This window comes from Bacillus cereus (assembly GCF_002567495.1).
Taxonomy (GTDB): Bacteria; Bacillota; Bacilli; order Bacillales; family Bacillaceae_G; genus Bacillus_A; species Bacillus_A cereus_AQ.
The window spans coordinates 142,906-158,074 of the sequence record NZ_NVAP01000038.1 but is presented as its reverse complement, the minus strand read 5'-3'; the positions used below and the strand labels follow the sequence as shown (position 1 = coordinate 158,074).

Sequence of the window (15,169 nt, the reverse complement as noted above, 5' to 3'; positions counted from 1 at the left end):
TTAATCGTACATCTTTTCATACGGTAAGTTTTTTTCAAGCATACAATTATTTCTCCATAACAAAGTAAATGGAGCTAATACGTTAAACATCCTATGAAGTTTCCTACTGTATCTCCACATAAACTCCAGATAGTACGGCTATAATGACTACCAGAGGTGATATTATGAAAAACTATCATATTCTCGTGGTAGAGGACGATCAAGAAATTCAGGAATTAATTAAACAATTTTTAATGACACAGCATTATACAGTGGTAGTCGCTTCAGATGGACTAGAGGGTATGACACAATTTAATAAGCAATCATTTGATTTAATTCTTCTAGATGTCATGATGCCCAATCTTAATGGGTTTGAAGTTTCTAAAATGATTCGAAGTCATTCAAACGTACCAATTATTATGCTAACTGCGTTGGAAGAAGAGGAAGATCAAATGAAAGGATTCGATCTTGGAATCGATGATTATATAACAAAACCCTTTTCATTTCATGTTTTGATTAGACGAGTCGAAGCTGTACTTAGAAGAAGTTATGATAAAAATGTAAATAATCATTTGATATTTAAAGAAGTACGTATCGATGCGGATGCATATAGAGTGTATGTAAATGACGTCGAAATTATATTAACGACAAAAGAGTTTGAAATTCTACAACTACTATTTCAAAATGAGAGAAAAGTACTCACAAGAGAAAATATCGTTGAAAAGGTTTGGGGCTACGATTATTTTGGAGAAACACGAATAATTGATACACATATTAAAAACCTACGCAAAAAATTAGCTATCCCTTATATTAAAACAATAAAGGGTATTGGTTATAAAATTGATGAATAGTATTGTGAAACTTATGAAAATGAAGCAAATTACTTATAAACTCTTTATGACTACATCTCTCATTTTATTATCCTTTGCAGTATTGATTTATTTAACTTTATACTTCTTTCTCCCTACGTTCTATGAGCAATACAAAACAGATCAACTTCAAACAGGGATAAAAGAAATAATTGAAAAGTCTAAAGATCTTACGTTTCAAGATGCGATACCACTTTTTGATGAATACGCAAAAAAAAATAATGCGATGCTTTCGCTTCAAAATAAAGACGGAATAATTATTTATTCCCCTTCATTTTCTTTTATTCAAAGTGGTAGGCAAACCACAGTGGTTACTAAAGCAACAAGATTAGAGAATGCAGGTACCCTTAGCAATTCATATAACGTTACGAAACCAATTCAATTCCAAGATGGTAGTTTAACTCTTGTAGTGTTCGCTACATTTCAGCCGATTGATGAAGCTTCACAGGTTTTAGTACGTTTCCTTCCCTATATTAGTATCATTGTACTCATAATTGGTGTAGGGAGTGCTTATTTCTATTCTAGGTTTATTACAAAGCCACTTATTTATATTAATGAAGGTGCACAAAAGATGGCTAATTTAGATTTCTCCGAAAAAATTGAGGTTCGCTCTACAGATGAGTTAGGAGAATTATCTAATAGTTTGAATGACATGTCTATTAACTTACAACAAGCAATGTTTGATTTAAAGAAAGCAAATGAACAATTAAAAAATGATATTGAAAAAGAAAGAGAAATAGAAACAAAACGCAGAGAGTTTTTTGCGATTGTAGCACATGAATTAAAATCTCCTCTTACTGTAATGAAAGGCTACTTAGAAGGAATGATATACAATATTGGTCCTTATCAAAATCGGGATCAATATTTAAAGAAAAATCATCAAATTATTGAAAGTATGGAACAATTAGTTCGTGAAATTTTAAGCGTATCAAAATTAGAACAACACACCTTCAAACTAAAAGTAGAAGAAGTTAATCTTTCAAAGTTAATTGGTACAATCACAAAAGATCTCGAATTTTTTGCTTCTCAAAAAAACATCGACATAATAAAAAAAATTGATTCTTCCCTTTCTGTTTATACAGATTATGCCCTTTTAGAAAAAGCATGTAAAAATATTATCCATAATGCGGTTATGTATTCACCACATAATGAAAAAGTCTATATAAAGTTAAGTGAGGATTCTAAACAAGGTCAAATCGAAATGCAAATTATAAATACAGGTGTCAATATTAAAGATGAAGATATACAACAAATTTTCAAACCATTTTATCGAATTGAAAAATCAAGGAATCGAAATACTGGAGGAAGTGGTTTGGGGCTATATATTGTTAAACAAATTCTTGAAACACTAGATATAAAGTATTCTATAAAAAATATGGAACATAGTGTTCAATTTTGCATGAGCATTCCATTATCTAAACACCAAAACAAACTCTCCTCTAAATAGGACGAGTTTGTTTGTTTTTGTAGTAAGTATAGACTTATTAGGAACGAATTGACTGGCTGCTCGTTTTATAACGTGTACTATTTTTTTAATGGCGATCGTCATAAGTAGTGACAACAATTAAGGATCGCCCAATCCACTGTATCCAACTTAAATATTATCTTCCTACTATACAGCAAACAAAGCGAAATTCCGATTAGCGGCAAATTAGATTCCCTTATTTGGGATGCATTTAATCTATGAAACTGAAAAGAAGGATGAAAAATGTATATTCACCCCCATTTTTCAGATTAATTTAGAATTCTTTTATGATAAGCTGTATGTAAAGATTAAATATAAAGGATGATTCGTATGCAAATAAGACCAAAGGTAAGTGAATATAACCCCTATTATGCAACGTATATCAACTTAGTATCAGACGGAAATATCATACATATTCTAGAACAACAAATGAAGGAAACGAACCTTGTATTAAAGGAAGTTTCTGATAGTGAGGGACTTTTCCGGTATGCTTCTACTAAATGGAGTATAAAAGAAGTAATCGGTCATATAGCAGATACAGAACGTATTATGGCATATCGATTGCTATCTATTGCTCGAGGCGAGACAACAGAACTTCCAGGCTATAACGATGATATGTATGTTCTTAGAGCTGCTTTTGATAAGCAATCTATGCAAGATCTTCTTGAGAATTTAATAGTTGTTCGCCAATCTACCTTGTATTTACTTAGAAGCTTAGATAAAGAAGCTTGGTTACAAAGAGGAAATGCGAACAATTCTGAAGTTACAGTTCGTGCATTAGCATACATCATTGCTGGTCATGAACTTCATCATCTTCAAATTATAAAAGAACGTTATCTTGGTTCTGATGCATATCCAGCAAGTTAATACTTGAAGAAAAAGAGTCCTATTTATGTAGGGCTCTTTTTCAGTATTTATAAAAGGTTAGCGATTAGAGCTATGGGCAATTAAACGTCTTTATTTATAAAATTCACCATATAATATATAAGCTATCCCCTTTTATTCTGTACATAATTTTCTTCAGGCTGGTATACTATAAACACAATAGTTCTGGAAAGGTGATGATATTATGTACGAACAACAAAATAATAGGGATAGAGATCAAAAAATGATGTTGTCTATGCAAGGAGTTCCCACAAATAAAATTAACATGAATCAATTACCTAAATGGATTAGAATTTTTGGCTATTGTGCGTTTGGTTGGATGATAGTATTTAGTTTAATTATGATTGTAGGTTTAATTCTGCAATAACTATACAAATACAGTTAAACGGGACAGTATTTAGATCATATATCTAGGTACAGTCCCGTTTTTTATATGTAATTCCTCAATGATATAGGTAACCGATCATAACAAAAAGAACTTGTAGAATATTCTACAAGTTCTTTTTCAAATATTGTTAAAAAAGGAACAACAAACTATCTTAACATTCAATACAGGGAGACCATTTTGATTATGGCTTGATTTTATTATAAATCAAATATAAGCTTTAGAAAGAAATTGATTTTGAAAATTATGTGAATTAAAAACCACGATGTTTAAATTAGATTTCATTTACGACCAACTTCTTCTTACTTAAATAGACTGCACGATCTGATTTTTTTGCAACTTCCTGTGAATGCGTCACAACAATAATGCATTTATTCTCTTTATGTGCAAGTTCTTGAAACAGTTCTATAATATCCATTGCCGTTTCTTCGTCAAGGTTTCCTGTCGGCTCATCAGCAATTAGTAAATCAACATTACAAGATAACGCTCGAGCAATTGCTACACGCTGTTGTTGCCCGCCACTTAGTTGCAGAACGTTACGTTTCACTTCTACTTCTGTAAGCCCTACCTTCTTTAATAATTCTAAAGCCCTTGCCGTTTTATTTTGTACTTTAACACCTGTAATTTCCATTGCTGTTAAGACATTTTGAAGAGCAGTCATATAGGTAATCAAGTTATAAGACTGGAAAATGACAGATACATATTGATTACGATATCGATCCAAACCAATTTTTCTAATATCCTTGCCATTATACAGCACATAGCCATTTTTGGGGATATCTAGTCCGCAACCTAAGCTTAGAGTTGTGGTTTTACCAGATCCAGATGGCCCTAAAATCGTGTAGAAATGCCCTTTTTGAAAAGAAAAATTAACATTATCTAGTATCGCTACATTTTTTCCATTACTTTCATAATAATAATCTAAGTTTTTAAATTGTAAAATCGTTTCCATATCGAGCCTCCTTATTCATCTTTTAAAAGAATTTGTTTTGGGTTTAAGCGTAGAATAGATAATGCCGGAAGAAGCGTGGCTATTATAGCAATAGCTAGTCCAATTCCACCCATTTTCCCTACATCTTCTCCTGTTACACTTACATCAATCTTATCAATTGGATCTTCTTTTTGATTTTGTAGAGTACCACCAGGTCCAGACATCATTACAGTACCATTTTGCGGGGTGTCTGTTTCTTCGCTTGCTGTAGCAATTTCATTCGAAAGTAAATTATCCCCTATGAATTGAGAAACTTTAGTTCCCGTTGTTACGGATAATCCAAATGCTAAAATGGCGACACAGACTACTTCTACTACGAATTGCGCCATCAGTTTCCACTTTTTCTCTCCAATGGACAATAGAATCCCCATTTCCTTACGACGACCTTTAATTGATAGCATAATGATTAATCCTAAAATGATCGAACCTGCAATCGATACAATATAAATAATCATTTGAGAAGTCGAAGAGATATTTTCGATAGGACCAATCATTTGCTTGTACAATGAATCATGCGCATCTAATTTATAATAATTAAAATCAATATTAGATTTTTTTGCTTCTTTTTTAAATGCATCAATATATTGTGGATCATTCAAGAAATACACGACTTGAACACTACTTATACCTGGATCTACTTCTAATTTTTTCATAGTTGAATGCGGCATATATAGTTTATTAGCAGGATCCATTATAGGCGGAGCCTGTTGACCCATTGCTTGCTCATTCGTTTCGTAAATACCAATAATCTCAACATCAAGGGTTTCCTTCTTATCCCCGGATTGCACTTTAACTTTGTCTCCTACTTTCAAATTGTTTAATTCCGCTAATCGTTTTTCCATTAAAGCAACATTCTGATCTTTCATTTTCTCTGTAATTGGTTTTCCATCAATGATTTTACTTTTTCCGTTTTTAAAGCTTTCTTGTAATGCTGTCTTGCGAACTCCCTCAATTATAAAAGAAGCATTCATATCCATTTCTGTACCTGAGCTTGAACCGCCTCGTACAGCCGCCATTCCCAATTTACCTTTCCCTCCTTCTTCTCCTTCTGAAGCTCCTACTAGTTTAAGTCCATCAGAAATTCCGAAAGTGCTGCCTATGTAATTATAGTCTTTTACATATTTTGAATTCGCTAATTGATCTGTTTCTTTTGAATTTAGCTGCGGCGGATTTGGCATTTCTCCAGTTTCCTTAGCTTTTTGACCTAATTTGTCAAAATCAAGACCTAAAGTAACATCTGCACCAAGTTTTTTTCTTGCAGCATCCGCTGCTTTTTTTGATGCATTTTGGATTGTGAAACCTGAAAGAACCAAATTTGTAACAATTAGAAAAACTGCCATCAAAATTAACGATGTTCCTATCCTTTTTTTCATACTGAGAATTGCTCGTTTCATAAAATTCATTTTTTCTTACCTCCTTGATACCTTGTATTCTATATAGGTTATCTAGAGTTTATATGGAGCTCATCGGTAGTTTAACTAGAGATATAAGGAGTTTATGTGTAGTTATTCATTTACCTGTTCAAGAAAAGCTAGAACATAAATTCAAAAACGCATTCGTTCTTGAATATTGATAAGGAGTTATTCCGTTTAAGGAATTTATAGAGTGAAGGTTATAAGGTTAAGATTAATTTAATGTATGTAGCACAAAAAATATTTACTGTGTAATTTCTATACAATAAATATAGAGAACCCTATTTGGATATCTATAGGGGTTTTTAATGGTTTAATATATCTCATACAAATCACGTCACTTTAAAATAAGCAAGTTAATATTCTCATTTATATAAGAGAATATTAACTTGCTTTTTAGATTTTAGTATAAATTATTTATAGTTTTATTTTATTGCAAGCTTTATAATATGATATACAAATTTATCATCTACTATTAGGAAAAGAGAATATTTTATAATTAATTTTTAACATAAATTTTGTCCATGTTTTAAACAATAAGTATTTTGGAGGAGGTTAATTTGATTTTTTCAAAACTCATTGATCGGTACGCCTTGTATGATTTACATAAGAAAAGAAGTGTAGAGTTTCAGTATACTTCCCTTTCTAACACTTCATTAAATATAAAGGACATAGAATCTTTTTATAAAGTAAAACCATCTGATATTCATTTTAACTTTAAACATTCAAAACAGGAAAAGAAATACATAGTTGGACAATTCAAATATAAAAGCTCGGTTCAATCTGGTGATTCACGCAACGATTCTGTAACTGGGGAATTATTCTTACATAAAAATGAAGATGCACCTCATGTTATCTTTGTTCACGGTTGGAGAATGGATTCTAACGAACGTGTAAAAAAAATATTCCACGACCATATGACCAGCCTGAAGTGGAATATGTATTATTTCACTCTCCCATATCACTTTGAAAGAAAACCCAATCAATCCCTATTCAGTGGAGAGTACATGGTAAGTGCAAATATTGAACGAACAGTACAAGCAACTAGACAAGCGGTAGCGGATTTACGAGCTTTGATCAAATGGATTAAAGCAAATAAAAATGGTCCCCTGATTCTAATAGGAATCAGCTTAGGTGGATTTATTACTAACTTAACCTCTCTTGTTGAAGCGGAAATTGATGTGTTAGCATCCATTTTCTACGCGAATCGACTCTCTTATTCAATTTGGAATACAACTCCAGGTAAATTTATTAGAGAAGACTTGGAACATCATGGTGTAACGTATGATGATTTAATAGATTATTGGAAAATCACTGAACCGAGTCAAGCATTACCAAAAGTAAAAAAAGAAAATATTTTATTAATTTCAGGTAAACAGGATTTATATGTGCACTCTGAGGATACGGACTATTTGTGGGAATCTTGGGAAAGACCTACACGATATATTTATACATGTGGGCATGCCGGGATAGTTCTTAAACGTAAAAAAATTGCCGCTGATACTATTAATTTTATTCAGAATCGATTGAACTCCCCACATTTATCCAATGACAGGTCTTAAATTGTGAGATTACTAAGTATAGAATCTTATACTTGTAATGTTTCATTTTTAGCCAATCACACATGTAAATCGTCGTCACACTTAACCTTCCACGATTGGAAAATGAAATAAACTCGCCATATGGAAAAGCATTACTCATCATTTTCACCGGTGGCACCTCTATATGCAATGTTACATATAAAAATCTTTATTTATTCTGTTATAAATTTAAGGGTAAATTATTCGTCTATTAATTTACCCCACCTATACCTACAATTACGGATACCCTAATTACACGTTAAAAAGGAGAAGAACCTTGATAAGTTCTTCTCCTTTTAGTTATTGTTGTTAATTAAATTGTAATTTAATTACAGTATGTGAAATTATATTGATTTAACTTTAAAAACGAAGTGATAATAACCGTCACTTCGCTTTTTACATGTACAAACCTTATTTAATTTACTTAATTCAGTATACACTTTCACATTATTTGCTTTTATTTAATCGGTTTTTCTGATTTTAAAACAAATGAACTTAATGCAGGAACTTTAATTTTATTGTCATGGACAACATAAAGTGGTTTACTTCCCGCCTGCTTCCCGTCTACTAGTACTTTCCAAGGACCTTGCGATGGAAGTGCTATTTCAACCGCTTCTCTATTTGCATTGTGAGCCACCATAAAGTATTCGTTTTTATTCCCCTCTATTGTATAAGCTACCGTATTTTTCGGAGCATCAATAAATGATACATGTGTTTTTATTTGCTCTACAGTTGTCATTCGAAAAGCTGAGTACTTCTTCCGTAAATCTATTAAGCCTTTCATATAATCTACTTCATTATTAAATGAAGCACGGCGCAACCAATCCATCTGGTTAATTGAATCTGGAGATTTGTAACTATTATGATCACCATATTTCGTACGCATAAACTCTTGTCCTGCATGTAAGAACGGAATACCTTGTGATGTTAATAAAATCGAAGAAGACAACTTGTGCATTTGTTTTCGCACTTCTTCGTTATCACCTGAATTAGTCAACTCAAGTTTATCCCATAATGTATGATTGTCATGTGCTTCCACATAAGTTAGTACCTGTTCTGGATCTTTATAGGTAGACGAATTTGTATCGTAGTCAATACCTGCCGTAATACCTTTTTTAATACGGTCTTCCATATTTTCCTTTCCATTTACAAATCCATTTTCTTTCTCCTCAAATACACTACCTTTCAATCCATCACGTATATCATCGTTAAAATGTGCAATCCCTTTCATTTTCTCCGCATTTTTTTGATTTGCTTTCAACTCAGCTGCAAGAGGTGTATTTAAATCCCAGCCTTCTCCATGCAGTATAATAGAAGGGTCAATTTGATTAACAGCTTTACGTATTTCATTCATTGTTTCATAATCATGAATACCCATTAAATCAAAACGGAATCCATCTAAATTGTATTCTTTTGCCCAGTATGCTACAGAATCAATCATAAACTTCCTCATCATTTTTCTTTCTGAAGCAGTATCATTTCCTACACCGGTTCCATTTGCAAATGTTCCATCTTCATTGTAACGATAATAATAACCTGGAACTAACTTATGAAAATTAGATTCAGCAGCATTATACATATGGTTATATACTACATCCATCACCACACGAAGATTATTATCATGCAGTGTTTGAACCATTTGCTTTAATTCAGTTATTCGAACAGTCGGTTCATAAGGATTTGTAGAATAGGAGCCTTCTGGAACGTTGAAATTTTTCGGGTCATATCCCCAGTTATATTGTGGTTCATTTAAAGTCTCTTCATTTACTGAAGCATAATCAAATATCGGTAAAAACTGAACGTGTGTAACACCAAGATCCTTTATATGATCAAGTCCTGTTTTCACACCTTCAGGCCCTCTTGTTCCTTTTTCTGTTACACCTAAATATTTCCCTTTCTGCTTAATGCCACTTTCAGGTTGGATGGAAAGATCACGTACATGCAATTCATAAATAATAGCATCTTCCGGATTTTTAAATTTTGGCTTTTTGTTTACTTTCCATTTTTTCGGATTTGTTTCTTCTAAATCAATAACTGCACCTTTATCTCCATTTACAGAAGCAGCACGTGCATACGGATCAACTGCTTCAGTCCACTTATCACCAATTTTGACTTTATACGTATAAAAGAGCCCTTTTTGGTTCCCCTTTAGTTCTGCAGTCCAAGTTCCTTTTTCACCTTGCTGCATGTTTATTTCAGTACCTATTTTATCGCTCCATTTTTTATATGTAACCAACTTCGCTTCACTTGCAGTAGGGGCCCATACACGGAACTTTGTATGTTGCGGGGTATATATATTCCCTAAATCATTACCACTATAATAAAATAAATTATCAAATTCCTCACTACGAATGACTTTACCAATTTCAGTATTCGTATTAGCTAAGTTTTCTACTTTAACTTTGTATGTTTGTTTTAAATCCATTTTCTGTTCCGTAATTATTTTAACCTTATTAGTAATGTCTCCACTGTTTAAATCATAAGGACTAATATTCTTAATTTTAATGCCTTCAATTTCAATTTTCTTTTCCCTAATATTAAACGGGACATTAGTCGTTACAGTAATTTCATGGAAACTTTCAATAGTTGCTTTTTGAATTGAGAGATCGGAAGAAGGCTTAGAGTTATATACTTTTTCATCACCCGAAAGAATCCATACTTCAGCACGACCGTCCTTTATATTTTCAATCCAACGATCCCCACCATCTTTTTCCCATTCATTTGTTCGAACTATAAATCCTACACGATTATAGTCGCCGTCTATTTTTATCTTAGCGTATTTTCCAAATTCATCTTCACCAGTAAATTCATAAGATGCACCATTCGCATTTTCTCCCCATAACCAAAGATTCCAGTCTTTTGTATTTCCAAGCTTTTCTTTGTAATGAATGATAATTTCAGTTGTTTTCGAATTTGAAATTGCCTTCACACTCTGAAAGGAGAAAACAGATGATAACATAACGATTATAGTAAGTAATAAGAATGATTTATTAATTAATCTTTTTGTAATTTGCACCACATACACCCTTTCTTCAAATATTACTAGCGATTTATTATGCTTACACTACATAACACTACTTAAATTAATCTAGAAATCTCTTTAATTTCACCTCCATATTGACTATTTTCACGTATGTATTTCAATGACCTTTTGATACGAAAGCGTTTGCATTAATAGTTAAAAAAATAGATTTTCCTATGCCTTCATATATTTGTAAATACTAAAAGATCAGGGAAATCATTTTAAAGCAATCGTTTGTTATCGCTTTCATTTTATAGACTTTCTATCGAGAGGTCAATATATTATTAATTTTCTGTTTTTATATACTTTAAACCTTATATATTTGTCGCAACTTCTTAAAGGTAGAGCGCCTAATTATTGCTTAGTAAGTGTATTTTCAATACTACATTGCTACGTAAAAAAAACAGCTAATATCATTAAAATGTCATTAGCTGTTTTTCATAATGTATTAATATATGAATGAGGACTATATTTCTAAATTACTTAATTTTTGCTGCATCAAATGCCTTTTGAACTGCTTGAACTTCAGTTGTATTCGCACCATATTTATTAGTTGCCACTCGAATACATGCTGATCTCAATTCTTTGAAATTAGAAGTCATGTTTAACTCATCTGTATTTGCATAATAGAAAATATCAAACATTTTATCTTCACCAATTCCTTTAACAGTTACTCCGTTATGAGTTCCGCCTTTTGCAATGAGATATGCAACTTTATTAATAATGCTTGAATTAAAATGAACACCGCCTTGATCCCATCCATTAAAATCGTTAAATTCACTATAATCATCTGGATAAGGTACTCCAAGTGAAGATGGAACAGAAGCTGGGTTTTCCATATCACGGAAAACAGATCCAGTTTGTTCTCCCATTGTCCAGTTAAAGCTTCCATTATTTACGTATTTCTCAATAGATGTTCCCATAATATCAGATAGCGCCTCATTAATCGCACCAGATTCACCGTAATATTCAAGATTAGATTCACTAGAAGTAACAGCATGCGTAAATTCATGTCCAGCTACATCATATGCTTTAACGATAGGATCGCCATATACAAGCATACTTCCATTATTAGCACTTAACGCATTCTGCCAATTTTTCGGATCATTCGTCTCTTCAGAATCCCAAGCGTGTACAACTGAAACTACCTTTTGCCCCTTATTATCAAAGCTATTACGCTTGTATTTATCTTTATAAAAATCAAATACTTTTGTTGCTAAGTAATGAGCACTTACTGCTTTTGGATCGTTAAATGTTGCCGAAGTACTAGTTGCTAATGTACCAGGATAATAGCTTTCTTCTTTAGTAATATCTTTGTAATTCACATCATATGTTTCAATTCCTTGCCCTCTTGTATAATCAGCAAGAGCATATTTGCCATTACTTTGTTTAGAGATACCAAATGAACGAGAAATACCTAAATCATCTTTTCCTGTTCCAGTTAATGATGTAAGACTGCTTTGTTTACTTTTCTTTAAGGCTCCAACTAGTTTTTCACTTGCTTTTAAGTTAGATTCTTTTACCATATTTTTTAACATATCACCATTTTGTGCATTTACTAAATAAGTACCCGATATATAGTTTGGTGTTGCAGCTTCAAAGGTAACTTGGTATGCATTGCTAGCTTGTCCATTATTTTCATCAACAAAAATAACCTCTTTAACTTCTGGCTCAGAAATAAACTTGATATCGTTCCCGTATTTCGTATAAATATATTGTTTTGCTTCATCTTTTGATAGATTAATAGGTTTTTTCAATTCTTCTTGTTTTAAATTTTGCGCGCTATCGCCTGAAACACTTTTAATAACACCCTTATTATCTACGTGTGCAGTTAATTGATGTCCATATACTTCTTTCCCTTCGTATGTTTGCTGCATACGTACAAGTGTAGTTCCATCATACGAACCACGTTTTTGAAGGACTTTATAATCTACTCCTGCTTCTCCATTGACTTGTTTTTGAGACAGAGCTTGTTCTGCTTTCTCCTTAAGTGCATCCTTTACTACATTTTCTGGTGCCTTTTGTGACGGTTGTGTAAGTTCACCTGAACGGAACGATTCCTCCTGAATTTGAACTTGTAGTTGATCTGTTTCTTCTGCATGACCTACCCCATATGGTGCCACAGCTGTTAAAGCTAATCCTGTTGTTAATGCTACCTTAGTTAATGTCTTTTTGTTTTTCATTATTTCACCTCGTATAATTTTTGAAATAGAAAGCTTGTACAAAGTATACTGTCTATTACTGTCGGAAAAAAGAGAAAATACACAATTTATGTAACATTATGCAAAATTACATAAATTAAGGATGATGCTATAAATAAAGAACAACTCATATAAATGCATTAATTTCAATAAAAAAAGAGCTCCCTAAGGCGCTCATCCAATTGATTAGTTGCTAATTATCTATATTTCATTCTAATAAAAGTACACTTACATCTAAATAACAACATAAAAACCCACTCTTTACTTTTTTAAGAGTGGGTTTCATGCTATTAAAATAACAATTACTATAAGAAACTTTATATTTTATATTTTTCTAGTAATCCTACTAAGTTTTTTGTAGAATTCACCTTTTGTCTTTACATGATTAAACTGATTTGGATTAATATTTGCTTTTTGTGAGAGTAATATAATCTCTTCTTTTGAAATTGAGTCTTTCGTATTTATAGATGCTATATTTGTGTATTTTCCGTCTTCTGTTTTTGGAATTTCTAAAATCCCTTTATTCACAAGATCAACTACGGCCTTATGCTCTGAAGAATGTATATCTACACCAGTAATTTTCCAATTACGCATAACTTTTGGCGTGTATACACCGTTCTTTACCTCTTTTAAATATGTAATAGCGAGGTTACGAATGGTTCCACCTGTTTCTCCGAATGCATTTTCTTGTTTAGATGACCAAGTTTGTTCAAATTTACGTCCCTCTAAAGCGCCCCCTTTTGCCTGAAGAGCCTCCATTCTATATGCATTCATTCCCAGCGTCATAACATCGCTCATTTTGATTGGTTTGTTTGTACGAATAGAGCGTAAATTTGTAATTCTACTTCCATATGGTTTTGTTAAGTCAATTTCGTATTTTACGCCTCCAAAGAAATCGTTCGTACTGTATTTAGATGCACGGCGGGTTTTATCAAAGCTAACGGTTACATCTCCGGCACGAGATGAGTTAAAATATCCTGCTGCCCACTCCATATAATCTTTTAAATCTTTTCCGGTTATCTTATATACTGTAATTTCTCCCAAAGCATATTGATAATTATACGCAATATCTTTCTTCTTTATAGGCCCAATATCCAAACGGGCATAATCATTATCAATTTGATGGGCTACTACATCCGCTTTACTGTAATAGAGCATGACTTCATGAAAGAAATCTGATAAAGGTGTTTCTTGAATCTGAACACTTGGAATACCCTTTATTTCATTTTCAGGAACAAGATTTCTACCCTTTAATTGAGCGACTACAACATTTGCATCTCCTCTCGCGTATTCGTGAAAAGGTGTTAGTGTTTCTTCAAGTGTAGGATCAGATAATATCGTTGTTCCATCAGCATTTTTTACAGGTATAGCGGTAGCAGTTTTATCTTTTAAAACTAACTTCCCATCTTGCTTTGTAAAAGTAAGATCAATACGTGAAATATGTGTTCCATATTTATCTGGCTCTGTAATAATTACGCCATTTACAACTTCTTTTTTTACAAGTTTATGCATGTGAGCCGCAAAAATAGCGCTTAGTTCCGGACAAGCATTTGCAATATCTTGAACACCAGTACCAGGGATACCATTCTCATTTTCTAATCCCATATGCATAACTCCTACCATTACATCTACTTTACCTTCTAATTCCTTAATTGCCTTTTTCGTCTCTTCTACCGGATTTTTCACCACTAAACCATCTAAGTGATCTGTCCCTTTTTCAAAATCACTAATCATTGGTGTATTCATACCAATAATCCCAACTCTAATTCCACCTTTTTCTACAATTGTATATGCAGGAAGAAAGCGCTCTCCATTTTCCTTATAAATATTACCTGCTAACGTTTTTCCCTTATATTGCTCACTAACTTTTTTCAATGTATCTAATCCAAAGTTGAATTCATGATTTCCAAATGCCCAGGCGTCATATCCCATTGTATTCATCGCTACCATCATTGGCGATTGTGGCTTATCGTTGAATAATTCTACTGAGTTTCCTTGAATTGTATCCCCGGCATCTACTAATATGGTATTTGGATTTTCTTGACGGACCTTCTTTATAACCGTATAAAGCTGCGTCAAACTTCCACTCATATTTGCTCCATCAAGTGCATAATCCCACGGCATAAATCTACCATGAATATCTGCAGTACCTAACAATGTAATATTAACTTCAGATTCCTCAGCCTTAGAGATAGGTGGTTTGACTATTACTGCTGTTCCGAGCAGTAATAGAATTACAAAGTAACATACATAGTTCTTCCATTTCATTCTTTGCATAATAATAATATTTCTCCCCTTTTTGTACTTTCGTAAAGTTGTTTGAACTTTAAAAATGTAACTTATTATTCGGGAAACTTCAACTACAAAAAATAATTTTGAA

At 32.6% G+C, this 15,169-nt stretch carries 10 protein-coding genes; 5 read left to right on the top strand and 5 right to left on the bottom strand.

The features are described from left to right. Window positions 1-164 precede the first annotated feature (164 nt). The 4 genes from COK05_RS17600 (at window position 165) to COK05_RS17585 (ending at window position 3,565) form a co-directional block, all read left to right on the top strand. Window positions 165-830, top strand: a complete 666-nt coding sequence (locus tag COK05_RS17600; protein WP_098613603.1) for a response regulator transcription factor — start codon at window positions 165-167, stop codon at window positions 828-830. After that, complete coding sequence (locus COK05_RS17595) at window positions 823-2,295, top strand: sensor histidine kinase (protein WP_098613602.1); 1,473 nt, start codon at window positions 823-825, stop codon at window positions 2,293-2,295. Before COK05_RS17600 ends, COK05_RS17595 begins: the two co-directional genes overlap by 8 nt. Before the next feature lie 348 nt (window positions 2,296-2,643). Further along, window positions 2,644-3,180, top strand: a complete 537-nt coding sequence (locus tag COK05_RS17590) for a DinB family protein (protein ID WP_098613601.1) — start codon at window positions 2,644-2,646, stop codon at window positions 3,178-3,180. Window positions 3,181-3,382: 202 nt separating this feature from the next. Beyond that, window positions 3,383-3,565 (top strand): hypothetical protein, encoded by a 183-nt coding sequence (locus COK05_RS17585; RefSeq protein WP_088096562.1) that lies wholly within the window; start codon window positions 3,383-3,385, stop codon window positions 3,563-3,565. A gap of 292 nt (window positions 3,566-3,857) precedes the next feature. Here the strand turns inward: COK05_RS17585 and COK05_RS17580 are convergent, their stop codons facing one another. Beyond that, the gene (locus tag COK05_RS17580; RefSeq protein WP_098613600.1) at window positions 3,858-4,535 is read right to left on the bottom strand and encodes an ABC transporter ATP-binding protein; all 678 of its coding nucleotides are present in this window, start codon (window positions 4,533-4,535) and stop codon (window positions 3,858-3,860) included. A gap of 11 nt (window positions 4,536-4,546) precedes the next feature. Further along, the gene (locus COK05_RS17575) at window positions 4,547-5,977 is read right to left on the bottom strand and encodes an ABC transporter permease (RefSeq protein ID WP_098613599.1); all 1,431 of its coding nucleotides are present in this window, start codon (window positions 5,975-5,977) and stop codon (window positions 4,547-4,549) included. Window positions 5,978-6,546: 569 nt separating this feature from the next. Here COK05_RS17575 and COK05_RS17570 point away from each other — a divergent pair. Beyond that, a complete protein-coding gene (locus COK05_RS17570) occupies window positions 6,547-7,548 on the top strand; it encodes an alpha/beta hydrolase (RefSeq protein ID WP_098613598.1) in 1,002 nt (333 codons plus the stop codon). Window positions 7,549-8,023: 475 nt separating this feature from the next. On the opposite strand, the gene pulA is transcribed toward COK05_RS17570, so the two are convergent. From pulA to COK05_RS17555, 3 genes are all read right to left on the bottom strand, one after another. After that, window positions 8,024-10,582 carry a type I pullulanase gene (gene pulA, locus COK05_RS17565; RefSeq protein WP_098613597.1) on the bottom strand — a complete coding sequence of 853 codons (2,559 nt, stop codon included), beginning with the start codon at window positions 10,580-10,582 and terminating at the stop codon, window positions 8,024-8,026. Window positions 10,583-11,067: 485 nt separating this feature from the next. Further along, window positions 11,068-12,771: a M4 family metallopeptidase gene (locus tag COK05_RS17560; protein ID WP_098613596.1), complete on the bottom strand. Its 1,704-nt coding sequence runs from the start codon at window positions 12,769-12,771 to the stop codon at window positions 11,068-11,070. 342 nt (window positions 12,772-13,113) lie between these two features. Next, entirely contained in the window at window positions 13,114-15,066 is a 1,953-nt protein-coding gene (locus COK05_RS17555) for a bifunctional metallophosphatase/5'-nucleotidase (protein ID WP_098613713.1), read from the bottom strand. Window positions 15,067-15,169: the final 103 nt, after the last annotated feature.

Excerpts from the sequence above, each read along its gene's own strand:
- COK05_RS17580 (WP_098613600.1), bottom strand. The coding sequence starts at position 4,535 with ATGGAAACGATTTTACAATTTAAAAACTTAGATTATTATTATGAAAGT.
- COK05_RS17575 (WP_098613599.1), bottom strand. The coding sequence starts at position 5,977 with ATGAATTTTATGAAACGAGCAATTCTCAGTATGAAAAAAAGGATAGGA.
- COK05_RS17555 (WP_098613713.1), bottom strand. The coding sequence starts at position 15,066 with ATGCAAAGAATGAAATGGAAGAACTATGTATGTTACTTTGTAATTCTA.
- COK05_RS17585 (WP_088096562.1), top strand. The coding sequence starts at position 3,383 with ATGTACGAACAACAAAATAATAGGGATAGAGATCAAAAAATGATGTTG.
- COK05_RS17590 (WP_098613601.1), top strand. The coding sequence starts at position 2,644 with ATGCAAATAAGACCAAAGGTAAGTGAATATAACCCCTATTATGCAACG.
- COK05_RS17560 (WP_098613596.1), bottom strand. The coding sequence starts at position 12,771 with ATGAAAAACAAAAAGACATTAACTAAGGTAGCATTAACAACAGGATTA.
- COK05_RS17595 (WP_098613602.1), top strand. The coding sequence starts at position 823 with ATGAATAGTATTGTGAAACTTATGAAAATGAAGCAAATTACTTATAAA.
- COK05_RS17600 (WP_098613603.1), top strand. The coding sequence starts at position 165 with ATGAAAAACTATCATATTCTCGTGGTAGAGGACGATCAAGAAATTCAG.